This window comes from Pseudomonas sp. P20 (assembly GCF_016463925.1).
Taxonomy (GTDB): Bacteria; Pseudomonadota; Gammaproteobacteria; order Pseudomonadales; family Pseudomonadaceae; genus Pseudomonas; species Pseudomonas aeruginosa.
In genome coordinates this window covers 512,106-532,609 of the sequence record NZ_JAEMVM010000007.1, presented here as the reverse complement: position 1 = coordinate 532,609, position 20,504 = coordinate 512,106, and the positions used below count along the sequence as shown (strand labels likewise).

Annotated in this window: 19 protein-coding genes; 6 read left to right on the top strand and 13 right to left on the bottom strand. The window is 67.9% G+C overall.

What is annotated here, in order from left to right:
* Positions 1 to 85 precede the first annotated feature (85 nt).
* Positions 86 to 1,447: an MATE family efflux transporter gene (locus tag JHD77_RS09820; protein WP_191519348.1), complete on the top strand. Its 1,362-nt coding sequence runs from the start codon at positions 86 to 88 to the stop codon at positions 1,445 to 1,447.
* Here JHD77_RS09820 and JHD77_RS09815 read toward each other — a convergent pair.
* The 7 genes from JHD77_RS09815 to JHD77_RS09785 form a co-directional block, all read right to left on the bottom strand.
* Positions 1,423 to 1,791 carry an SLOG family protein gene (locus JHD77_RS09815; protein WP_003104321.1) on the bottom strand — a complete coding sequence of 123 codons (369 nt, stop codon included), beginning with the start codon at positions 1,789 to 1,791 and terminating at the stop codon, positions 1,423 to 1,425. The genes JHD77_RS09820 and JHD77_RS09815 overlap by 25 nt on opposite strands.
* Entirely contained in the window at positions 1,779 to 3,446 is a 1,668-nt protein-coding gene (locus tag JHD77_RS09810) for a Na/Pi cotransporter family protein (RefSeq protein WP_003104322.1), read from the bottom strand. Before JHD77_RS09810 ends, JHD77_RS09815 begins: the two co-directional genes overlap by 13 nt.
* 42 nt (positions 3,447 to 3,488) lie before the next feature.
* On the bottom strand, positions 3,489 to 3,698 hold the full coding sequence (locus JHD77_RS09805; RefSeq protein ID WP_003104324.1) for a hypothetical protein: 210 nt from the start codon (positions 3,696 to 3,698) through the stop codon (positions 3,489 to 3,491).
* 50 nt (positions 3,699 to 3,748) lie between these two features.
* Entirely contained in the window at positions 3,749 to 4,525 is a 777-nt protein-coding gene (locus JHD77_RS09800) for a hypothetical protein (protein WP_003095332.1), read from the bottom strand.
* Positions 4,526 to 4,622: 97 nt separating this feature from the next.
* Entirely contained in the window at positions 4,623 to 7,334 is a 2,712-nt protein-coding gene (mgtA, locus tag JHD77_RS09795) for a magnesium-translocating P-type ATPase (protein WP_003095335.1), read from the bottom strand.
* 226 nt (positions 7,335 to 7,560) lie between these two features.
* Positions 7,561 to 7,779, bottom strand: coding sequence for a hypothetical protein (locus tag JHD77_RS09790; RefSeq protein WP_003095337.1), 219 nt, complete (start codon positions 7,777 to 7,779; stop codon positions 7,561 to 7,563).
* Positions 7,780 to 8,108: 329 nt separating this feature from the next.
* Positions 8,109 to 8,948, bottom strand: a complete 840-nt coding sequence (locus JHD77_RS09785) for an arylamine N-acetyltransferase family protein (protein ID WP_003112337.1) — start codon at positions 8,946 to 8,948, stop codon at positions 8,109 to 8,111.
* A gap of 124 nt (positions 8,949 to 9,072) precedes the next feature.
* On the opposite strand from JHD77_RS09785, the gene JHD77_RS09780 reads away from it, so the two are divergent.
* Positions 9,073 to 9,528 carry a DUF2214 family protein gene (locus tag JHD77_RS09780; protein ID WP_014603340.1) on the top strand — a complete coding sequence of 152 codons (456 nt, stop codon included), beginning with the start codon at positions 9,073 to 9,075 and terminating at the stop codon, positions 9,526 to 9,528.
* 4 nt (positions 9,529 to 9,532) lie between these two features.
* On the opposite strand, the gene lpdA is transcribed toward JHD77_RS09780, so the two are convergent.
* Positions 9,533 to 10,936, bottom strand: coding sequence for a dihydrolipoyl dehydrogenase (gene lpdA, locus JHD77_RS09775; RefSeq protein ID WP_003095344.1), 1,404 nt, complete (start codon positions 10,934 to 10,936; stop codon positions 9,533 to 9,535).
* A gap of 172 nt (positions 10,937 to 11,108) precedes the next feature.
* On the opposite strand from lpdA, the gene JHD77_RS09770 reads away from it, so the two are divergent.
* Positions 11,109 to 11,648 (top strand): PaaI family thioesterase, encoded by a 540-nt coding sequence (locus JHD77_RS09770; protein WP_003095346.1) that lies wholly within the window; start codon positions 11,109 to 11,111, stop codon positions 11,646 to 11,648.
* A gap of 67 nt (positions 11,649 to 11,715) precedes the next feature.
* Positions 11,716 to 12,276, top strand: coding sequence for a TetR/AcrR family transcriptional regulator (locus JHD77_RS09765; RefSeq protein ID WP_003095348.1), 561 nt, complete (start codon positions 11,716 to 11,718; stop codon positions 12,274 to 12,276).
* A 4-nt stretch (positions 12,277 to 12,280) separates the two neighbouring features.
* Here JHD77_RS09765 and JHD77_RS09760 read toward each other — a convergent pair whose 3' ends face one another.
* Positions 12,281 to 13,078: an SDR family NAD(P)-dependent oxidoreductase gene (locus tag JHD77_RS09760; RefSeq protein ID WP_003095350.1), complete on the bottom strand. Its 798-nt coding sequence runs from the start codon at positions 13,076 to 13,078 to the stop codon at positions 12,281 to 12,283.
* Between the two features lie 230 nt (positions 13,079 to 13,308).
* Here JHD77_RS09760 and trhA point away from each other — a divergent pair, with 230 nt between their 5' ends.
* Positions 13,309 to 13,926, top strand: a complete 618-nt coding sequence (gene trhA, locus JHD77_RS09755; protein ID WP_003095352.1) for a PAQR family membrane homeostasis protein TrhA — start codon at positions 13,309 to 13,311, stop codon at positions 13,924 to 13,926.
* A 44-nt stretch (positions 13,927 to 13,970) separates the two neighbouring features.
* Here trhA and cntI read toward each other — a convergent pair whose 3' ends face one another.
* From cntI to cntO, 4 genes are read right to left on the bottom strand one after another with little or no spacing between them, the layout of a single operon-like run.
* Entirely contained in the window at positions 13,971 to 14,825 is an 855-nt protein-coding gene (cntI, locus tag JHD77_RS09750) for a pseudopaline transport inner membrane protein CntI (RefSeq protein WP_003104336.1), read from the bottom strand.
* On the bottom strand, positions 14,807 to 16,108 hold the full coding sequence (cntM, locus tag JHD77_RS09745; RefSeq protein WP_003095356.1) for a pseudopaline biosynthesis dehydrogenase CntM: 1,302 nt from the start codon (positions 16,106 to 16,108) through the stop codon (positions 14,807 to 14,809). Before cntM ends, cntI begins: the two co-directional genes overlap by 19 nt.
* Entirely contained in the window at positions 16,105 to 16,896 is a 792-nt protein-coding gene (cntL, locus tag JHD77_RS09740; RefSeq protein ID WP_003112332.1) for a pseudopaline biosynthesis protein CntL, read from the bottom strand. Before cntL ends, cntM begins: the two co-directional genes overlap by 4 nt.
* A 29-nt stretch (positions 16,897 to 16,925) precedes the next feature.
* Complete coding sequence (gene cntO, locus JHD77_RS09735) at positions 16,926 to 19,052, bottom strand: pseudopaline transport outer membrane protein CntO (RefSeq protein WP_004347776.1); 2,127 nt, start codon at positions 19,050 to 19,052, stop codon at positions 16,926 to 16,928.
* A 141-nt stretch (positions 19,053 to 19,193) separates the two neighbouring features.
* Between cntO and JHD77_RS09730 the strand changes: the two genes are divergently transcribed.
* Entirely contained in the window at positions 19,194 to 20,348 is a 1,155-nt protein-coding gene (locus JHD77_RS09730; protein WP_009877154.1) for a DUF1624 domain-containing protein, read from the top strand.
* Positions 20,349 to 20,504 lie beyond the last annotated feature (156 nt).

Sequence of the window (20,504 nt, the reverse complement as noted above, 5' to 3'; positions counted from 1 at the left end):
AGAGGTCTGTTACCGGATATGAAAAACGGGTTTTCCGCAGGCCTCGCCGCCGTCGCTATACTGCCCGGCCGATCCGGAGGACCCCATGAGCCTGTTGCGCGATGCCTGGCGCCACGCCCCGACCCACCACAGGGTCTGGGCGCTGGCCGGGCCGATGATTCTGTCGAACGTTTCCGTTCCCCTGGTGCACCTGGTGGACAGCACGGTGGTCGGCCACCTGCCGCACGCCTACCAGCTCGGCGCGGTAGCCGTGGGCGGCAGCCTGTACACCCTGATGGTCGGCGTGCTCGGCTTCCTGCGCATGGGCACCACCGGCTTCGCCGCCCAGGCCGCCGGCCGCGACGATGGCGGCGCGCTGCGCCTGATCCTCGCCCCGGGCCTGGGCATGGCGCTGCTCCTGGCCCTGCTGCTCGGCGCGCTGGCCCTGCCCCTGAGCGGCTGGGCCCTGCAACTGATGCAACCTTCGGCGGAACTGACCGGCGAGGCCCGCGCCTTCTTCCATACCCGCCTGCTCGGCCTGCCGGCGGCCCTGGCCAGCTACGCACTGGTCGGCTGGTTCCTCGGCACGCAGAACGCACGGGCGCCATTGGCGATCCTGTTGACCACCAACCTGAGCAACATCGCCCTGGTGCTCTGGTTCGTCCACGGCCTCGACTGGGGCGTGCAAGGCGCGGCCCGCGCCTCGGTGCTGGCGGAATGGAGCGGCGCCCTGCTCGGCCTGGCCCTGACCCGCCGCGACCTGGCCCGGCGCCCCGGGCGGGCGCAGTGGCAACGCCTGCGCCACTGGCTGTCCTGGCTGCCGCTGCTGATGGTCAACCGGGATATCTTCATCCGCAGCCTGGCCCTGCAACTGGTGTTTTTCCTGCTCACCGTACAGGGCACCCGCCTCGGCGACGCCACGGTAGCCGCCAACGCCCTGCTGCTCAACGGCCTGCTCCTGACGTCCTACGCCCTCGACGGTCTCGCCCACGCGGTGGAGGCGCTCTGCGGCCACGCCATCGGCGCCCGCGACCGAGCCGCCCTGCGCCGCGCGCTGGTGGTAGCCGGTGGTTGGTCGCTGCTGGCAAGCCTGGCGTTCGCCGCGCTGTTCGCCTTGTTCGGCCACCTGTTCATCGACCTGCAGAGCGACATCGCCGGCGTCCGCGAAGTCGCCTACGCCTATCTGCCGTACCTGGCCTGCCTGCCGCTGCTGGGGATGTGGAGCTATCTGCTCGACGGCCTGTTCATCGGCGCCACCCGCGCCCGCGAGATGCGTAACGCGATGCTCCTCGCGGTGGCCGCCAGCCTGCCCCTCGGCTGGCTGTTGCAGGGGCTGGGCAACCACGGGCTATGGCTGGCGTTCCTCGCCTTCATGCTGCTGCGCGGGCTGGTCCTGGCCGCCTACGGCTGGCGCCTGACCCGCCGCGATGGCTGGTTCGCCGCTCAGGGCGCCGACAGCGGACGATAGGCGAGCATCAGCGGGACGTCGGCAGCGTGCGCGACCTGTACCAGTTCGCTGGCCAGGCGCCCACCGGGAAACACCAGCACCAGGTCCGGCGCGGCCTCGCCGAGGACGCCCTCGCCATACTCGCGCAGGGCGTTGTCGCTGCCACTGCGCTCCGGATAATCGTAGGCGCGCGAATCCGCGCCACGCTCGCGGCACCAGCGCTCGGCCTCGTCCGGCAGGCCGCTGCCGGCATGCAGCAGGTGGCCGAGCAGCGCCACCGGTTGCAGGCCGTGGCACTGATCGAGCGCCAGGCGCAGGCGTTCGGCGTCCTTGAAATGGCGTCCGGCGCAGATCAGGAGGCGCATGCCGATCCCTCCCCTTGCCCTGGCTCGTCCGGCCGCTTCGCCATCGGATCGATGCCGCTGCGTTCGAGCAGCGGATAGGCCAGGGCGGTGACATGATGGTGGATGCGTCGGTAGTCGCGGAGAATGCGCTGGAACACGTCACCGGACTCCACCCAGGCACCACGATCGTCGCGCAGGCGACGGAAGCGCTCGCGACTGGCATCGGCCTCCAGTCGCTGCAGCAACTTCTTGCGCGCCACCAGGCGCAGCGCGGCGTCCAGGTCTTCGCGAAGGAACGCGCTGATCGCCAGGTGCAGGCTCTCCTCGATCGCCGCCTGCAACGGCAGCATGCGGCCCAGCTCGAACTCGCTGCCGGCGCGGCTGCGCCCGGCCCAGCGCATCGCCAGGGGCAGCAGGCTGTTGGCGACGAGATCGCCGATGTGCTCGATGTTGATGGCGAACAGAAGGATTTCCTGGGCACGATCGGCGTCGCTGTCGCCGAGGCCGTCCTGGCCGAGGTCTGCCAGGTAGGCGCGGATCGCCGCACTCAACTGGTCGAGGGCCTGGTCCTGGCGACGGATTTCCGCCGCCACCTTCGCCTCCGGTCGCTGCAACAGGCCGCTGGTGGCGCGCAGCATCAGACTGGCCATGTCGGCCAGCCGCAGGACTTCGCGAGTAGCGTTGGCCAGGCCGATGTTGGCCACCTCCAGCCCGGCTTCGTCGAGGTAGCGCGGCATGCCCGGCTCGTCGGACTGTGCCTCTTCCGGCAACAGGCGCGCGAGCAGCGCCGCAAGGGGTCCGGTGAAGCCGATCGCCAGCAGTGCCAGGGCCAGGTTGAAAGCACTGTGGAACCAGACCGCCGCCGCACCGCCGAGTGCGTTGGCCGGTTGCGCCAGCGCCGTCAGCCAGGGCAGCACCAGCAGGCAACCGAGCAGGCGCACCAGCAGGTTGCCCAACGGCAGGCGCCGCGCCACCCGGCTACCGGCCACCCCCAGCGCCGGCAAGGCGCCGCCGAGGTTGGCACCGAGCACCAGGGCCAGGGCGATGGGCAGCGAGACCAGTCCGGCCTGGGCCAGGGACGCCACCAGCAGTACCACCGCGACACTGGAATGGCAGGCCCAGGTCAGCAGCGCGGCGAGCAGCAGGGCGATCAGCGGATCGCCTTCGAGGCCGTGGATCACCGCGACAAAGGCTGGCGAGGCCTCGATCTGCTGCAGGGAATGGCCGAGCAACGCCAGCGCCAGAAGCATCAGGCCGAGTCCGATCAGGCACTGGCCAAGGCTCTCCAGGCGTGGACCGTCGCCCAGGCGGAACAGCAGCAGGCCGGACAGCAGGGCCAGCGGCGCCAGCAACGAGGTGTCGAAGCTGAGCAGTTGCACCACCAGGGTGGTGCCGACGTTGGCGCCGAGCATCACTGCCAGCGCCGGCGCCAGGCCCAGGGTGCCACTGGCAGTGAAGGACGCTGCCATCAGGCTGGTGGCGGTGCTGCTCTGCAGCAGGCCGGTGATGCCGAGCCCGGCGAGCAGGGCCAGCCAGCGGTTGCCCAGGTGGCGGCCGAGCCAGTTGCGCAGCACAGTGCCGAAACCGCGCAGCACGCCGCTGGAGACCATGTGCGTGCCCCACAACAGGAGGGCCACGGCACCGGCCAGGTTGATCAGGAGGATGGTTCCCAGCATGGCGGAACTCCCGGTTCGGAATGGATCGTGAAGGGAACGGGCTCATTGACCCATGGCCAGCCTGAGCGAGGCACGGTTGAGCGCGCTCGAGCAGTCCAGCAGGTATTTCACTTCGACCTGGCTCAGGCGGCCGCTGGCGTATGCGCGCACGCTGACCACCATCAGCAGGTGCGCGGCCTTCGCCAGCAGCCGTGCTGCCAGGCCACAGAGCGCGCGGCGAGACGCGCCCAGGCATTTGCGTACGACGTTCATGGCTGCTTCCTCGGTGGAGGAGCGCGCCGCAGCGCGGCACGCCCTTGGGCTCAGAAACGCAAGGTCGCTCCCGAGACCAGCCATCGCTCGCGCTCGCCGCGCAGGTGGCCGCCGACCAGCAGATCGAGGTCCAGCCGTTCGCCCAGGTGCAGCCGCGGTCCGGCCTGCCAGCCGCTGTCGCCGGCCGACTCGCCGAAGCGTTCGGCGATCAGGGTCAACGGCTGGCCGACCCGGTATTCCATGCCCACGCCCCAGTTCCAGCGATGCCGGCGCTCGCCCTCGGCGTAGGCATGCCCCAGGCCGACCCCGGCGTTCAGGCGCAGGGCCTCGAACGGCTGGTAGCTCAGCGGCAGGTTGAAGCCGGCGCCTTCGAAGGCGTGCCGGCGGTCCAGGTAGAGATCCGCCGAGAGCGCGAAGGCCAACGCCAGGCCGAGGTCGTCGCGGGCCAGCAGCGGTGTCTTCAGCTCGGGGCTGAGGCGGCTGTGCCGATCGCCTGCGTCGCCCTCGCGCACCAGCGCCGCGCCGAGCTGCACCGATGGTAGGGCGGAGAAGGTGCAGGCTGGCGACAGCACCGACTGGTAGCGGTTGCCGTGGTGGCGTTCGCGCTGGTGCCAGGCGTCCAGGTTGCATTCGCCGACGGGGTCGATCTCGCCGTCGTCGACCCGGTAGGCGCCGCCCGCGGCGCGAGCCTCGGACAGCAGCGCCAGCAGCAGGACGCAGGCGAGCGCGGCGGCGACGAAGCCCAGGCGCCAGGACAGGGCGCGTCGCAGCGCGGCCGGCAGCGGTTGGAAAAGGGGCGCCCGCGGGCGCCGGTCGTGCAGGGTCATGATGCGTCTCTCCATGCGTGGGTCCGGTGTGCGTTGCGCGGCGCGGCGAGGCTTGCCGACGCGCCGGGAAAGGCCGGGACGAAGCCCGGCCGATCGCTCAGAACCACTGGCCGAAGCGGCGGATGTAGAGGGTCTTCATGGTCTGCGCGGTGACGCAGTAGCAGAGCAGCGTGCCCACCAGCCAGGGGAAGTACTCCCACGGCAGCGGCTGCAGGCCGACCATCGCCCCCAGCGGCGAGAACGGCACGTAGATGCCCAGCGCCATCACCAGCCCGGTCATCAGCATCACCGGCAGCGCCGCGGTGCTCTGGATGAAGGGAATCTTCTGGGTACGCAGCATGTGCACCACCAGGGTCTGCGAGAGCAGGCCCTCGATGAACCAGCCGGACTGGAACAGCGACTGCATTTCCGGGCTGTTGGCGGCGAACACGAACCACATCAGCGCGTAGGTGGTGATGTCGAAGATCGACGAGGTCGGGCCGATCCAGACCATGAAGCGGCCGATGTTCTTCGAGTCCCACTTGCGCGGCTTGGCGAGGAACTCCTTGTCCATCTTGTCCCACGGCAGCGACAGCTGGGAGATGTCGTACATCAGGTTCTGCAGCAGCAGGTGGATCGCCAGCATCGGCAGGAAGGGGATGAAGGCGCTGGCCACCAGTACCGAGAACACGTTGCCGAAGTTGGAGCTGGCAGTCATGTTCAGGTACTTCATGATGTTGCCGAAGGTCTCGCGGCCCTTGATAACGCCCTCCTCCAGGACCATCAGGCTTTTTTCCAGGAGGATGATGTCGGCCGATTCCTTGGCGATGTCGGTGCCGCTGTCCACCGAGATGCCGACATCGGCATCTCGCAGCGCGGGGGCGTCGTTGATGCCGTCGCCGAGGAAGCCAACGGTGTGTCCGTTGCCCTGCAGGGCCTTGAGCACCCGCGACTTCTGCAGCGGCGTCAGCTTGGCGAACACCGTGCGCTCCTCGGCCAGGCGTTGCAGGGTGGCATCGTCCATCAGGTCGATGTCGCGACCGAGCAGCGGCTCGCCGACGTCCAGGCCGACCTCGCGGCAGATCTTCGCGCTGACCACCGGGTTGTCGCCGGTGAGCACCTTCACCGCCACGCCGTTCTCGCGCAACGCGGCGATGGCCGGGCCGGCGGTTTCCTTCGGTGGATCGAGGAAGGTCAGCAGGCCGGCGATCACCAGGTCGCGCTCGTCGCTGGCGCCGTACTGGGCCTGGGACTCCGTGCGCGAGAGGCTGCGGGTGCCGAGCAGGAGCACGCGGAAGCCGTCGCGGTTGTATTGCTCGGCCAGCGCCAGCAGGGCCCGGCGGCGTTCCTCGTCGAGCGGCAGGTCGACACCGTCCTGGTGCACGCGGGTGGCGATCTCGAGCATTTCCTCGACCGCGCCCTTGCACACCAGCAGGTGTTCGCCGTCCTTGCCCTCGAGGATCACCGAGAGACGCCGACGGACGAAATCGAAGGGCAGTTCGTCGACCTTGCGCCAGGCATCCGACGGCGTGATGCGCGGGTTCTGTTCGACGAAGGCGACCACCGCGCGGTCCATCAGGTTCTTCATCCCGGACTGGTGGAAGCTGTTCAGCCAGGCCATTTGCAGGACCCGGTCGCAGCGCCGGCCGGCAACGTCGACGTGATGCTCGAGGATGATCCGGTCCTGGGTCAGGGTGCCGGTCTTGTCGGTGCAGAGCACGTCCATGGCGCCGAAGTTCTGGATCGCGTTGAGGCGCTTGACCACCACCTTGCGCCGCGACATCGCCACCGCGCCCTTGGCCAGGTTGGCGCTGACGATCATCGGCAGCATTTCCGGGGTCAGGCCGACCGCCACGGCGAGAGCGAACATGAACGCCTCGGTCCAGTCGCCCTTGGTGAAACCGTTGATCAGCAGCACGATCGGCACCATCACCAGCATGAAGCGGATCAGCAGCCAACTGACGCTGTTCACCCCACGGTCGAAGGCGGTCTGCGCCCGCGAACCGACGATGGAACGGGCCAGCGAACCGAAATAGGTGCGCGCACCGGTGGCGACCACCACCGCGGTGGCCGTGCCGCTGACCACGTTGGTGCCCATGAAGCAGATGTTCGGCAGTTCGAGCAGGTCCTGCTGGTCGGCGGCGATCCGCTTGGCGGACTTCTCGCGGACCGCGCCGAGGGTGTCGTATTTCTCCACCGGCAGCGCCTCGCCGGTGAGTACGGCCTGGCTGATGAACAGGTCGCGCGATTCGATCAGGCGGATGTCGGCGGGGATCATGTCGCCGGCGGACAGGCGCACGATGTCGCCGACCACCAGTTCGCCCATGGGGATTTCCCGCAGCTCGCCGCGCATCCCGCGCTCGTCGCGGCGCAGCACGGTGGCGGTGTTCCGCACCATGGCCTTGAGCGCCTCGGCGGCCTTGCCCGAACGGTATTCCTGCCAGAAGCGCATCAGGCCGCTGACCAGGACCATGCAGAGGACGATGATGACGCCGGTGAGATCGGTTTCCTCACCGTCCTGCAGGGGCAGCCAGAAGTCGGTGAAGAAGCTGATCGCAGAGAGCGTCATCAGCACGTAGATGAAGGGGTTGTTGAACGCCTGCAGCAATTGCACCAGGACGTGTGGCGGACGGTCGTGGGCCACTTCGTTGGGGCCGTCGGCGTGCAGCCGGGCGGCGGCCTCGGCCTGGTCGAGGCCATCCTGGCGACCGCGGACGTTGGTGAGGGTGGTTTCCAGGCTGTTCTGCGCTTCGCGGGCGGCGCGCATGGACAGTCGGTCGTTGCGGCGCTCGGTATCGAGCTGGGTATTGCGTTGGGTCGCTACGCTCATGACTCGGTCTCCTGTCGCGAGCTGCGCGACGGCGACACGAGTCGGTTGCCGGTCAGGTGACAGGCAAAGGCGTGCCGGGTCGCGATGTTCGCGATCGGTGGGAAGAATGTTCGGCTTGTCCGGGTGAGGCCCACTGCGCGCGGCCGCTCAGGCGGCACGCAGCAGGCCGACTTGGTGGTTCGTCCATGGCAGGCTCCTTGTGCGAAGGGTTGGGCAGGAGAAAGGGTCAGCCGCGCATCGGGCGGCGACCGCTCTCAGGGTTCTCTTCGACCTGCGTCTCCAGGCGGCGATACTCCAGGCGACCGCCGGCCGGGTCGACACGCCAGGCGAGGCTCGCAGGATGGCCGTGGCCGGGAAGGATCGCGCCGGGGGACTGCGCGGCGCGCACGCGCATCTTCGCCACGAAGGCGGATACGCCGGGGGATACCGAATTCTCGAAGTTCATGACTCACCTGTACCCGGCGTGCCGGACACGGGTGAGAAGCAGTGGGTCAGCCCAGGATGCCGCTCAACCGACCGACCCGTTGCGGGTTCCGTCGTGCGTTGGTTTGGGTCATCGCACCAGCCGGCATCTGCTGGGCCGGGCGACGACTACTGGGAATACTGTCCATGGCTCTCTTCGTAGGGGGAAAGAAAGTGCCCGGCTCTGCGGGCGGGGGTTTTATAGACCTCTTGCCAGACGAGGTCAACCGAAAAAGCCGTTTCGTTCAGGCTTCTATGGAACATCGGAAAATTCCCGCAGGAGTCCGGCGAAAAGACACCGGCCAAAAGCGCTCAGGCGGAGATCAGTCCCGCCAGCCGTCGCGCCAGCGCCGGCACTTCGGAGGCCGGGTCGAGGCGCAGGCGAAAACGGGTCTGCAGGATGTCCAGCAGTTCCTCGACGTCGCGCAGTTGGCGCTGCAGCGTCTCGCCGTTGCCGGCGCGCTGGCCGAACAGCCCGTCGGCCAGGGTCAGGCGCAGGTCGCCCTCGGTTATGGCGGCCTTCAGGCCCTGGCGGAATACGCTGTGCGGGTGGGTCGAGGTGTACCAGTTGCGCGGGATGTAATCGATCCACAACTGCGGGCGCAGGTCGAAGCGGTACAGCGGCAGCCAGCCGCTGCGACCGCGCACGGCGCTTTCGTAGAGACCGGCGTGCGGGTCGACCAGGCGCACGCAATGCACCTGTCCGGCGTCCGCCTCGTCGCCCGGCAAAGGCAGTGCTCGCGGCGGATTGGCCGAGCCGAAGCCGACATCCACCAGGAACTCGCCCTCCGCCAGGTACAGACGCAGCATCAGATGCGATTGCTGGGTCAGCGGCGCGTCGTCCGGGAGTCCCCAGCGTACCCGTGCCACCAGCAGTTCCAGCTCGTAGCCGAGGGCCAGCAGCAGGCGGGCGAACAGCGAGTTGAGTTCGAAGCAATAACCGCCGCGGCTGCCCTCGACGACCTTGGCGAAAACCTTGTCGGCGTCGATCTCGATGGGACGGTCGAGCAGCACGTCGAGGTTCTCGAAGGCGACCCGGCGCAGATGCGCGTCGATCAGTCGGTCGAGATTCGCCAGACTCGGCGGACCGGGATCGTCGATGCCGATATGGTGCAGGTAGGCATGGGTCTGCTCGGGCGTCAGCGGGGTCATGGCGGGCTCCGGAAAATGGCCAGCTCGATTCTAGACGCATTCTCGGGGAATACCGGAAGCGCCGTCAGGCACATTGGCCCGGGGTCTGCTTGACTGTGCCCATCCCACCCCGAGGAGCGCCGCCATGGCCCAGGCAATCGTCGCCTACCTGCACTACCTGTCGATCTTCCTGCTGTTCGCCCTGCTGGTGTTGCAGCACCGCCTGCTGCGCCTGCCGCTGGACCTGGAGCGCGCCCGCAGCCTGGCGGCGATCGACCGCGGCTACGGCCTCTGCGCCCTGGCGGTACTGGCCAGCGGGCTGGCGCGGGTGCTGTGGTACGGCAAGGGCCTCGACTATTACCTGCACAATGGCCTGTTCCACGCCAAGGTCGGGCTATTCGTCCTCGCTGCCCTGGTCTCGCTGTTGCCGACCGTTACCTTCCTTGGCTGGCGCGGCGCCCTCAAGGCCGGCGAAGTGCCGGCGGTGACGCCGGCCCGGGGCCGGCGGGTGGTCATGGCGGTGCGCCTGCAACTGCTCCTGCTGCTGGTCATTCCGTTGCTGGCTACGCTGATGGCGCGCGGCTTCGGCATGCGCGGCTGAGCCCTCAGTTCTGCATGGCCCGGCCATGCACGTCCATCGCCGCCTGGCGCAGCGCCTCGGAGCGGGTCGGATGCGGATGGCAGGTCAGCGCGAGGTCCTCCGCCGAAGCGCTGAACTCCATGGCCACGCAGGCTTCGCCGATCATCTCGCTGACGCCCGGCCCGATCATGTGCACGCCGAGCACCTGGTCGCTGCGGGCATCGGAGAGGATCTTGATGAAGCCTTCGCTCTCGTGGTTGATCTTCGCCCGGCTGTTGGCGCTGAACGGGAAGCGTCCGACCTTGTACTCGCGCCTCGCCGCCTGCAGCTGCTCCTCGCCGAGGCCGACGCTGGCCACTTCCGGCTGGGTGTAGATGACCGACGGAATCACCTCGGCGTTCATCTCCGCCGCATGCCCGGCGATCCGCTCGATGCAGACGATCGCCTCTTCCTCGGCCTTGTGCGCCAGCATCGGTCCCGAGGTCACGTCGCCGATCACCCAGACGCCCGGCGCCGCGCTGCGCTGTCCCTGGTTCTCCAGCATGCCGCGACGATCGCTGGCCAGGCCGACCGTCTCCAGCCCCAGTCCTTCGGTATAGGGGCGCCGGCCGATGGCCACCAGCACGTAGTCCGCCTGCAGCGATTCCGTAGCGCCGCCGGCGGCCGGTTGCAGGTCGAGTTCGACGCCCTGCTCGCCACTGCGCGCGGCGACCACGCGGGTGCCGAGGCGAAACCGCATGCCCTGGCGGGTCAGGGCGCGCTGCAGGGTCCTTGCGGTTTCCCCATCCAGCCCCGGGCAGATCCGCTCGAGGTACTCCAGCACCGTGACCTGTGCGCCCAGCCGGCGCCAGACCGAACCAAGCTCCAGGCCGATCACGCCGGCGCCGATCACCACCAGGTGGCGAGGCACTTCGACCAACTCCAGGGCGCCGGTGGAGTCGAGGATGCGCTGGTTGTCCACAGGCACGCCGGGCAGCGGCGCCGGTTCCGAACCGGTGGCGATAACGATGTCGCGCGCCTCCAGTTGCGCGTGGCCGCCGTCGGCAAGGGCCACGCCGACCCGGCCCTCGCCTTGCAAGCGCGCCCAGCCCTTGATCCACTGCACCTTGTGCTTGCGGAAGAGGAATTCGACGCCACGGGTCAGGGCGGCGACGCTCTCGTCCTTCTGCTTCATCATCTGCGCCAGGTCCAGTTCCGGGCTGACCCGGATGCCGAGCCGGGCGAACTCGCCGCCGCTCGCCGCGGCGTATAGCTCCGAGGCGTGCAACAGGGCCTTGGACGGCATGCAGCCGACGTTCAGGCAAGTCCCGCCGAGGGTTTCGCGACCCTCCACGCAGGCCACCTTCAGGCCCAGCTGGCCGGCGCGAATGGCAGCGTTGTAGCCCCCCGGACCGGCGCCGATCACGATCACGTCATAGCTTTCCATCATCCTGCTCCTCGGTTGTCCCGCCACGGCCCCCTCAGCGTAGGCGACGCCGGCGCAAATAGAGGAAACGCCGCGTAGAGGGACCGAAAGCGATTGTATTTCGCTCGTCATGCAAAGCTTATATGATGACCGTAATTTTACTGCAACCCTTTCCCACCACGACAGGAGCACTACCATGGAACAGCCCGGCCGCGAAGATCGCCTGAACGCCTGGATCGCCACCGAGCGGGCCGCCCGCGCCCGCCTCGGCGCCAGCGGAACCCTGGAGCTGGCGCAAGTCGCCGCGCTCTCCCCGCAGGAGTTCTTCGACCGCATCGGCAGCGGCCAACTGCCCTGTCCGCCCTACGGCGAACTGGTCGACTTCGTTCCCATCGAGTGGTCCGAAGGGCGCTTCCTGTTCCAGGGCACCCCGGACCGCCGCCACTACAATCCGCTGGGTAGCGTGCACGGCGGCTACGCCGCGTCGCTGCTGGACTCCTGCATGGGCTGCGCGATCCATACCCGGCTCCAGGCCGGCCAGGGCTATACCACCACCGACCTGCGGATCAGCTACCTGCGCGCGCTGACCGACAAGGTCGGCCCGGTGCGCGCCGAAGGCCGGGTTGTGCACCTCGGCCGCTCGACGGCGGTCGCCGAGGGCCGGTTGTACGATGTCGACGACCGTCTCTACGCCGTCGGCTCGACCACCTGCCTGGTCCTGCACATGGCCGGATGAACGCGGCTTCGCCAGGGAAGGCCGCCAGGCGTTAAGATGACGACCTGCATTCCAAGGTATCGAAGCCATGCGTTATCCCGAAGACCACAAGCAGAAGACCCGCCGGCGTATCGTCGAGGAGGCTGCCCGGCTGTTCCGCCAGGACGGCGTCGGCGCCACCGGGCTGCAACCGCTGATGAAGGCCCTGGGCCTGACCCATGGCGGCTTCTACGCGCACTTCAAGTCCAAGGACGACCTGGTGGAAACCGCGTTGCGGCATGCCGCGGCGCAACTCGACGAAATCACCGCGCCCCTGGCGGAGGCGGAACGACCGCTGGCGCTGCTGATAGAGCAGTACCTGTCGCCGCGTCACCGCGATAACCCCGGCGCCGGCTGCCCGTTGCCGACCCTGTCGGCGGAACTCGGCCAGCGCGGCACGCCGAGCCCAACCACCGACAGCATCGTGCGCAAGCGCCTGGCGATGATCGAAGCGTCCCTGGAGGGCGAGGACGCAGGCGAGCGCGCCGTGCTGCTGCTCGCTTCGCTGGTCGGCGCGCTGCAACTGTCGCGCAGCGTGCAGGATGAGGCGCTGTCGCAACGGATACTGGAAGCGACGCGCAAGAAGCTGCTGGAGCAGATGGAGCGCTAGGGCCTCAGCCGAGGTAGCGCTCGGCCGGCCGCTGCCGCGACAGATTGGGCGCGAGCCTGGCCCGCGCCGTCATCAGCGCCTGCCAATCGGCCGCATCCGGCAACGACGGGATGGTCACCGCTTCACGCCGATCGAAACCGACCAGCGCCGCCTCCACCAGGTCCTCGACCTCCATCACCATCTCCGCGGGAATCCCGGCGATTCCGGTGCCGCTGCGCTCCCAGATCTCGGTACGGGTGACGCCGGGCAACACCGCCTGGACGTAAACGCCGCTGCCGGCCAGCTCGTGCTGCAGCGACTGGCTCAGGCTCAGCACGTAGGCCTTGGTCGCGCTATAGACGGCATTGAACAACTCCGGCGCCAGCGCCACCACCGAACCAAGGTTGACGATGGCGCCGCCGCCACGCCGGCGGAACCCCTCCGCCGCGCCGGCAGCCAGGCGGGTCAGGGCCACTACGTTGAGGGCGATCATCCGCTCCGCCCGGTCCATGTCGGCATCGGCCAGCGGACCGTTCATCGCCACGCCGGCGTTGTTCACCAGCAACGCGATCGAGGCGTCGTCGCGCAACCGTCGCTCGACCCGCAACCTATCGTCGCGCTCGGACAGGTCGGCGCGCAGGATCTCCACCCTGACCCCGTGGGCTTGGCGAAGTCGATCCGCCAGGGCTTCCAGGCGTTGCCGGTCGCGCGCCACCAGCAACAGGTCGTGGCCACGGCGGGCCAAGTGCTCGGCGTAGGTCGCGCCGATTCCGGAAGAGGCGCCGGTGACCAGGGCGACGCCATTGCCAATCTGTTCGTTCATGTGGGTTCTCGCTGGAAAAAAGCCTGACCGCTGACAGCGGCTGTTTATATTACACACTTAATATTATGACCATAATTAAAACCGTCAAGCCTTTATCCGTTCCAACGAGCAGGGAGGGATGAGGAAAACCTTCATGCAACCGTCACGGAAAACGCCAATAAAAGGTCAGGACCCACACCACCCCGACATGCCCTACCATGGCGTTGTCCATCGCGGGAGGATCATGCGTCATGTATCACGGTGAAAGACTCAATGCCTGGACCCACCTGATCGGTGCGGTCGCCGCCTGTACCGGCGCCGTATGGCTGACGGTCCAGGCGAGCCTCAACGGCAGTCCGTGGAAGATCGTCGGGGTCGGCGTCTACGGCGTCACCCTGACGCTGCTCTACAGCATCTCGACCGCCTACCACAGCGTGCGCGGGCGAGCGAAGGTGGTGATGCGCAAGCTCGACCACCTGTCCATCTACCTGCTGATCGCCGGCAGCTACACGCCTTTCTGCCTGGTCACGCTGCGCGGTCCCTGGGGCTGGACGCTGTTCGGCATCGTCTGGGGCCTGGCGGTACTCGGCATGCTCCAGGAGATCAAGCCACGCTCCGAGGCGCGAGTGCTGTCGGTGGTGATCTACGCGGTGATGGGCTGGATCGTGCTGATCGCGGTGAAACCGCTGCTCGCCGCCCTCGGCAGCGCCGGCTTCACCTGGCTGGCGGCCGGCGGCGTGCTCTATACCGTAGGGATCGTCTTCTATGCCTATGACCACCGCTTCCGCCACTGGCATGGCATCTGGCACCTGTTCGTGATCGCCGGCAGCCTCCTCCACTTCGTGGCGATCTGGCGCTACGTACTCTAGGCGCGGTCCGGCGCGAAGCAGCGGGAGCTGGTCGCGCCGGAGGCTCAGCCCTTCTTCGTCCGCGACAGCGCGATGCACGCCACCACGATCAGCACGCCGCCGGCGATGGTCAGCGCGTCCGGCACCTCGCTCCAGAACAGCCAGCCCCAGCCGGCGTTGAAGACGATGCCGATATAGCGGGTCACCGCAACGATGGTCGCGCTCTCGTGACTGAAGGCGCGGGTTAGGAACACCTGGCCGAGTAGCGATACCACCCCGATGGCCAGCAGCAGCCCCCACTCGCGCAGCGTCGCCGGCACCACGAAGTCGTTCCACATCAGCGGGATGGCCACCAGGGTGGCCACCGCCAGGAAGTAGAAGACGATCTCGTAGGTATGGTGCCGCGCGCTCAGTTGGCGGATCGCCACCGAGGCACCGGCGGCGAACACCGCACTGAGCAGGCCGACCACGGCGTATACCGAGTAGCTGGAATAGCTGAACGGCTTGACGATCATCAGCGCGCCGAGCACCACCACCAGCAACAGCCAATAGACCGCCCGGGGAATCCGCTCGCCGAGGAACAGCGCGGAGAAGAGGATGACGAAGAACGGCGACATGTGCGCCAGGATGCTCGCGTCCGCCAGCGGGATATGGGCGATGGCGTAGAAATAGCAGACCAGGTACAGCGCCCCCATCACCCCGCGCACCAGCAGCATCGGCACGCCCTGGCGCGACAGGGCGACACCGGCCTGGCGCATCAGCAGATAGATCAGCAGGGTACCGATGGCGCTGCGGAAGAACACGATCTCGGCAGCCGGCAGGGTGGCGCTGGCTTCCTTGACCAGGGCGTTCATCACGCTGAAGGTGAAGGACGCCAGCACCGCCAGCAGCACCCCGCTCTTCAGCAGGTCGAGCACCATTGGCGATAGATGGCGTCCGCCGCCGGACGGCTGTCGATCGGATACAGGCTTGGATGGCACTGGCTCGCTCCTTGGCAATCGATGAATCGGGACACGGCGTTCTCGTAGCTCGCCAACAGGCTGCGCGCCTGCGGCATGGCCAGGTCGAAGTGGGCGGCCAGCGCGACGATCAGCGCCAGCTTGCGATAGTCCTCCAGCGGCACCCGCGGGAGCCGCCAGAGTCCGTCTTCGTCGCGACTGACGCGGCGGAACGGCACGGCGGAAAAGTCGAAGTGGCGACCCTGCTCGTCGGCCGGAGAGAACGGATCGACCAGCAACGCCGCATAGCGCACGAACAGCAGGTATTCCTGGCGCTCGGCGCCCGCCTCGGCGAAGCCGTCGATGGCCGCGCGCGGCAGCATCGTCTCGTGCACCGGGTAGTTGTCGTCGTTGAGGAACCGCAGCAGGTTCAACGGCTCGGCGCCCATCCGCCGCAACAGTTCGCTCAGCTCGCACCACAGCCGCCGCATGGCGCCAATGGCCCCGGGGGTGATAGGTCCCTCCGGGTAGAGCTTGTACATGAAACCGGGCGGCCCCTGCTCGGAAAGTATCCGGGCGAGGGCGAACTCGCCGAGAAAGAACGGACTGTGCACGTAGGTGGTGACGTTGCGGCCCTCCGCCGCTTCCGGCGTCGCCAGGGGTACCACCTCCACCCCGCTGCCGGCCAGGACTCGCCGCCAGGTCTCCCGCGCCGGGCAGTCCGGCCGGCTGGAACCCAGGTAGACCCTGCGCTTGACCGCCTTGGTCAGGGCCCGCAGCGGTTGTGTCTCGTCGATCACCTTGGTCGCCGCGTAGTAGCTGGACAGGCTCAGCACGGTCGCCTGGCACCCCGCCGGCAGGGCGCTGCGCACCAGCAGGTTGGCGCCGATGAAGGCGGACACCAGCAGCAGCGTGCGCACCCCGCCGAGTCGCTCCCAGGGCAACCCGCGGACCACGTCCAGGTAACTGTCGGCCGGCACGCAGAGCACCAGGGTCTGCCAATCGTCGCGAAGCTCAGCGGGGTCCTGGTGGAAGACGTCCAGCGCGGCGTTGCCGGACAGCCAGCGATGCTGCCCCTGCCCTTCCAGCTGCAGGCAGGCGCCGCGCGCCAGGGCCTCGGCGATCCGCTGGCTGCGCCGGCCGGGATGGTTCAGCGCGCCGAGGCGACCGGCACCGTGGCGGCGCAGGTCCAGCGCGACCTGGATCGCCACCGCGCCCAGACCGACCAGCAGGACGTTGCCCAGGCTCTCATCAGCGGCATTCATCGACCGGCCTTCTCCAGGATCAGGGTGTCGTACAGCGGCTGGCTGACCCGCTCCGCGCAAACCCGCCAGCCATCCAGTTCGGCCGGCTCCACCGGGTAGTTGAACAGTCCCTTGATGCCGCTGCCGTGACGCAGCAGGACCTTGGCGTCGGCGCGCATGACCTGGCGGATCTGCGCCAGCACCGCGCTTTTCTGCTGCACCAGCGAAGCGATCAGGAAATGCGTGGCATCGCGGGAAAACGCCAGTTCCGCCGGCGGCAGCGAGGAAAACTGCATGCGCGCCTCCAGCCCCTGGCAGCGGGCGATCTCGCGGGCACAGCCCAGGGCCTCCTCGTCGATGTCCAGGCAGCACAAATGTGCGCCGACCTCCCGCGCCAGCACCAGGGCCGAGGTCGGCAGGGCACCGGAGCCGACGAACAGGACCCGTGCATCGGCATCTATCCCGGCGCTGTCGAGTTCGCCGCGGATGGATTCCAGCAGGCTACCCAGGTAGCGGCCCATCTCGCCGGGCTCATGCAGCACGCCCTGGCAAAGGTGCTTCTCCAGTTCGCAGAGGGCCTGCACCGCCGCGTCGCGCAGGCGCAGGCCGAGCGCCTGCAACGCAGGGTCGTCCGAATCGGCCTGCCACTGCGCCCGGCTGCAATCCTCCCCGATCAGTCCGCTCAGACGGTCGAGCTTGCGCCTGAGGATCTCGTAGCAGCCGCAACACTCGCGGGCATAGACGGTGAGCAGGCGAATCTCGCATTCCAGTTCGCGGAGGGTTTCCAGCAGCGGTGTGCGTCCTTGCATGGCATGGCTTCCTGGCGGCGGTAGAGGGCTCAGTAGTTCAGGGTCAGGCTCATGGTCAGGTTGCGCGGCTCGCCGGGGGCGACCCAGACGTTGTTATAGGAACGCTCGTAGTAGCGACGATCGAAGAGGTTGTTGACGTTCACCCCGAGGGTGGCATTGCTCGCCAGCGGATAGCGCGCGAGCAGGTCGACGGTGGTGTAGGCCGGCAGTTCGAAGCCGCTGTCGCTGCTGTCGCCGGCGCGCTCGCCGACATAGTTGACCGCCGCGCCGGCATCGGCGCCGTGCAGCCAGCCTTCGCGGAACTCGTAGACGCCCATCAGGCTGCCGCTGTGCTTCGGCACGTTGAGCAGGCGGCTGCCGCGAGCGATGTTCTCATCCTTGGTCACTTCGGCGTCGATATAGGCGTAGGCGCCGATCAGCCGCAACTGCTCGGTGAGCTGGCCGCTGAACTGCAGGTCGAAGCCCTGGCTGCGCGCCTCGCCGGCGGTCTGCTGGTAACCGGGATTGCTCGGGTCGGCGGTGAGCACGTTCTTCTTTTTCAGGTGGAACGCGGCGAGGGTCATGCCCAGCCGGCCATCGAGCAGGTCGAGCTTCACCCCCGCCTCGTAGCCGCGCCCCTCCTCCGGGTCGAAGGCCTTGCCGGCCATGTCGGTACCGCCATTGGGCTTGAAGGATTTCGAGGCGTTGGCGAACAGGCCGACCTCCGGGGTCGCCTGGTACAGCACGCCGATGCGCGGGGTGGCGGCACGCTGGGTCTGCTGCGAGCTGGTGTCGCGGAAGCGGCCATTGTTCAGGCGCGTGGCGTTCATGTCCTGGCGGTAGCGGTCGAAGCGCACGCCGAGCAGGCCGCGCCATTTCTCGCTGAACTCGATCTGGTCCTGCAGGTTGAGGGCCATCGCGTCGACTTCCTCGTGGTTGCGGTCGTCGCGTCCGAAGGGTGGTTTCGGCTGGCCGTAGACCGGCCGGCGGATGTCGATGGCATAGGGGTTGCGCGACGGGATGCTACGCAGGATCAGTTCGTCGTTGTGGTAGCGCTCGTACTCGAGGCCCATCAGCAACTGGTGGCGGATCGAGCCGGTATGGAGGTCGCCGAGCAGGTCGAGCTGGGTGATGCTGTCGTGCCACTCGAAGTCGCGGTAGCGGTACTCCCGGCGCAGGCTGTAGCCGTCGGCGGCGAGGCTGGAGTTCTCCGAGGCGTAGCCGTCCAGGTGGCCATGCTTGTAGTGGCTGGCCAGGCGCAGGCTCCACTGCTCGTTGAAGTGATGGCGCAGGGTGGCCTGGAGGGTTTCGTTGTTGTTGTCGATCTTGCCGTCGTCCGGTTCGCCGAAGAACCGCGAGCGCGGCAGGCTGCCCAGGTGGTTGTGCGGCGCCACGGTGCCGCGGTCGAAGACCTGGCGGTTGCGCACCACCTCGGCTTCCACCAGCAACGAGGTGTCCGGGTCCAGTTGCCAGCTGAACGATGGCGCCACCAGCAGGCGCTGGCCGTCGGCGTAGTCGCGGAAGCCCTTGCTGTCCTCCACCGCCAGGTTCATCCGGTAGAGCAGGTCGCCCTCTTCGTCCAGCGGCGTGTTCAGGTCCAGGGTCGAGCGGTAGCGGTCCCAACTGCCGGCGCTGGCATGCAGGCGGGCGAAGCGCTCGGCCTGGGGCTTCTTGGTCACCAGGTTCACCGTGCCGCCGGGATCGCCGCGCCCGTACAGGCTGGAGGCCGGTCCCTTGAGGATTTCCACGCGCTCGATGGTGGCGCTGTCCGGGGCGTTCATATAGCCGCGGTTGGCGCTGAAGCCGTCGCGGTAGAACTCCGAAGTGGTGAAGCCACGGACGTTGTACTCGAACATCGTCAGGCCGCCGAAGTTGTTCTGCCGCGAGACCCCGCCGGCGAAGTCCAGCGCCCGTTCGATACGAGCGCTGTCAAGGTCGTCGAGCACCTGGCGCGGCACCACGCTGATGGCTTGCGGGATGTCCTCGATACGGGTGTCGGTGCGCGTCGCGCTGGCCGTCCGATTGGCCCGGTAGCCCTGCACCGGGCCCTCCGCGCGCTCCGCTTCGGCGGTGACAGTGAGGACCTCCAGCTCCGCGGGACTTTCCGTTTCCGCCCAGAGCGCCGGACTGCTGCAACCGAGGCCGACACCGAGGACAAGCGACACACTGACTCTCATGGGAAATCGCACCAGAAAAGAAATGATATACTATAACGCTACCAGTTCGATTCCGGCCTCGCAATACAATGCCCGGCTCTATCTCGCTTCTCGCCGCCAGGCTGTGATACTCATCCCTCTTTTCCGACGACCAGCCCAGCCATGCCCAACTCCGTCTCCAATTCCTCCCGCCTGCACAGCATCGACGCCCTGCGCGGCCTGGTGATGCTGTTCATGCTGCTCGACCATGTCCGCGAGACCTTTTTCCTGCACCGCCAGGTCGGCGACCCGATGGACGTCGCCAGCACCGAGCCGGCGCTGTTCCTCAGCCGCACCCTGGCGCACCTGTGCGCGCCGGTGTTCGTCTTCCTCACCGGCCTGTCGGCATTCCTCTACGGCGAGAAGCACCAGGGACGCCGGGCGGTCTCGGCGTTCCTGTTCAAGCGCGGGTTGTTCCTGGTGGCGCTGGAACTGACCCTGGTGAACTTCGCCTGGACCTTCCAGTTGCCGCCGACGGTGATCTACCTCCAGGTGATCTGGGCGATCGGCCTGAGCATGCTCGCCCTGGCCGCCCTGCTCTGGTTGCCGCGCCCTCTGCTCGCGGCGCTCGGCGTGCTGCTGGTGGCCGGCCACAACCTGCTCGATCCGCTGCATTTCGCTCCCGGCTCGGCCTGGCACCTGCCGTGGGCGGTGCTCCACGACCGCGGCTGGATCGAAGCGGGCGACGCCCTGCGCCTGCGCACCTCCTACCCCCTGCTGCCGTGGATCGGTGTGATCGCCCTGGGCTATGCCGCAGGCAACTGGTTCAGCGGCGCCACGCCGGCAACCACGCGCCGACGCTACCTCCTGGCGGGCGGTGGCGGGCTGTTGCTCGGCTTCATCCTGCTGCGCCTGCTCAACGGCTATGGCGAGAAACCCTGGGCCTTCGGCGAGACGCCGGCGATCACCCTGATGGGCTTCTTCAACGTCACCAAGTATCCGCCGTCGCTGCTGTTCCTCGCCCTCACCCTGGGAATCGGCCTGCTGCTCCTGGCCTGGTTCGAACGCCTGGACTGGAGCGGTCGCGGCAAGGCCCTGGTGGCGTTCGGCGGAGCGCCGATGTTCTTCTACCTGCTGCATCTCTACCTACTGAAGCTGCTGTACCTGCTGGCGCTGGCGATCTGGGGCGCCAACCGGGGCGACTACTTCGGTTTCTCCTCGGTGCCGGCGCTATGGCTGTGCAGCATCCTGCTGGCCGTGACGCTGTACCCGGCGGTGCACTGGTTCGCCGGTTTCAAGGCGCGGCGGCGGGATATCGCCTGGTTGAAATACTTCTGAGGCGCGGAGCATCCAGGAGCCGCTGGAAACGTCCAGCCCTTCCCCCCCACGGGTAGGACGAATGCTGCGAAGCGTTATCCGCCGGACACAGCAGGCAACCACGCCGACGTCCACCGCCGGCAGGGAAGTAGAAATGAAGGGTTGCGCGGAACTCCC

Excerpts from the sequence above, each read along its gene's own strand:
- JHD77_RS09820 (WP_191519348.1), top strand. The coding sequence starts at position 86 with ATGAGCCTGTTGCGCGATGCCTGGCGCCACGCCCCGACCCACCACAGG.
- JHD77_RS09815 (WP_003104321.1), bottom strand. The coding sequence starts at position 1,791 with ATGCGCCTCCTGATCTGCGCCGGACGCCATTTCAAGGACGCCGAACGC.
- JHD77_RS09810 (WP_003104322.1), bottom strand. The coding sequence starts at position 3,446 with ATGCTGGGAACCATCCTCCTGATCAACCTGGCCGGTGCCGTGGCCCTC.
- JHD77_RS09805 (WP_003104324.1), bottom strand. The coding sequence starts at position 3,698 with ATGAACGTCGTACGCAAATGCCTGGGCGCGTCTCGCCGCGCGCTCTGT.
- JHD77_RS09800 (WP_003095332.1), bottom strand. The coding sequence starts at position 4,525 with ATGACCCTGCACGACCGGCGCCCGCGGGCGCCCCTTTTCCAACCGCTG.
- mgtA (WP_003095335.1), bottom strand. The coding sequence starts at position 7,334 with ATGAGCGTAGCGACCCAACGCAATACCCAGCTCGATACCGAGCGCCGC.
- JHD77_RS09790 (WP_003095337.1), bottom strand. The coding sequence starts at position 7,779 with ATGAACTTCGAGAATTCGGTATCCCCCGGCGTATCCGCCTTCGTGGCG.
- JHD77_RS09785 (WP_003112337.1), bottom strand. The coding sequence starts at position 8,948 with ATGACCCCGCTGACGCCCGAGCAGACCCATGCCTACCTGCACCATATC.
- JHD77_RS09780 (WP_014603340.1), top strand. The coding sequence starts at position 9,073 with ATGGCCCAGGCAATCGTCGCCTACCTGCACTACCTGTCGATCTTCCTG.
- lpdA (WP_003095344.1), bottom strand. The coding sequence starts at position 10,936 with ATGATGGAAAGCTATGACGTGATCGTGATCGGCGCCGGTCCGGGGGGC.
- JHD77_RS09770 (WP_003095346.1), top strand. The coding sequence starts at position 11,109 with ATGGAACAGCCCGGCCGCGAAGATCGCCTGAACGCCTGGATCGCCACC.
- JHD77_RS09765 (WP_003095348.1), top strand. The coding sequence starts at position 11,716 with ATGCGTTATCCCGAAGACCACAAGCAGAAGACCCGCCGGCGTATCGTC.
- JHD77_RS09760 (WP_003095350.1), bottom strand. The coding sequence starts at position 13,078 with ATGAACGAACAGATTGGCAATGGCGTCGCCCTGGTCACCGGCGCCTCT.
- trhA (WP_003095352.1), top strand. The coding sequence starts at position 13,309 with ATGTATCACGGTGAAAGACTCAATGCCTGGACCCACCTGATCGGTGCG.
- cntI (WP_003104336.1), bottom strand. The coding sequence starts at position 14,825 with ATGGTGCTCGACCTGCTGAAGAGCGGGGTGCTGCTGGCGGTGCTGGCG.
- cntM (WP_003095356.1), bottom strand. The coding sequence starts at position 16,108 with ATGAATGCCGCTGATGAGAGCCTGGGCAACGTCCTGCTGGTCGGTCTG.
- cntL (WP_003112332.1), bottom strand. The coding sequence starts at position 16,896 with ATGCAAGGACGCACACCGCTGCTGGAAACCCTCCGCGAACTGGAATGC.
- cntO (WP_004347776.1), bottom strand. The coding sequence starts at position 19,052 with ATGAGAGTCAGTGTGTCGCTTGTCCTCGGTGTCGGCCTCGGTTGCAGC.
- JHD77_RS09730 (WP_009877154.1), top strand. The coding sequence starts at position 19,194 with ATGCCCAACTCCGTCTCCAATTCCTCCCGCCTGCACAGCATCGACGCC.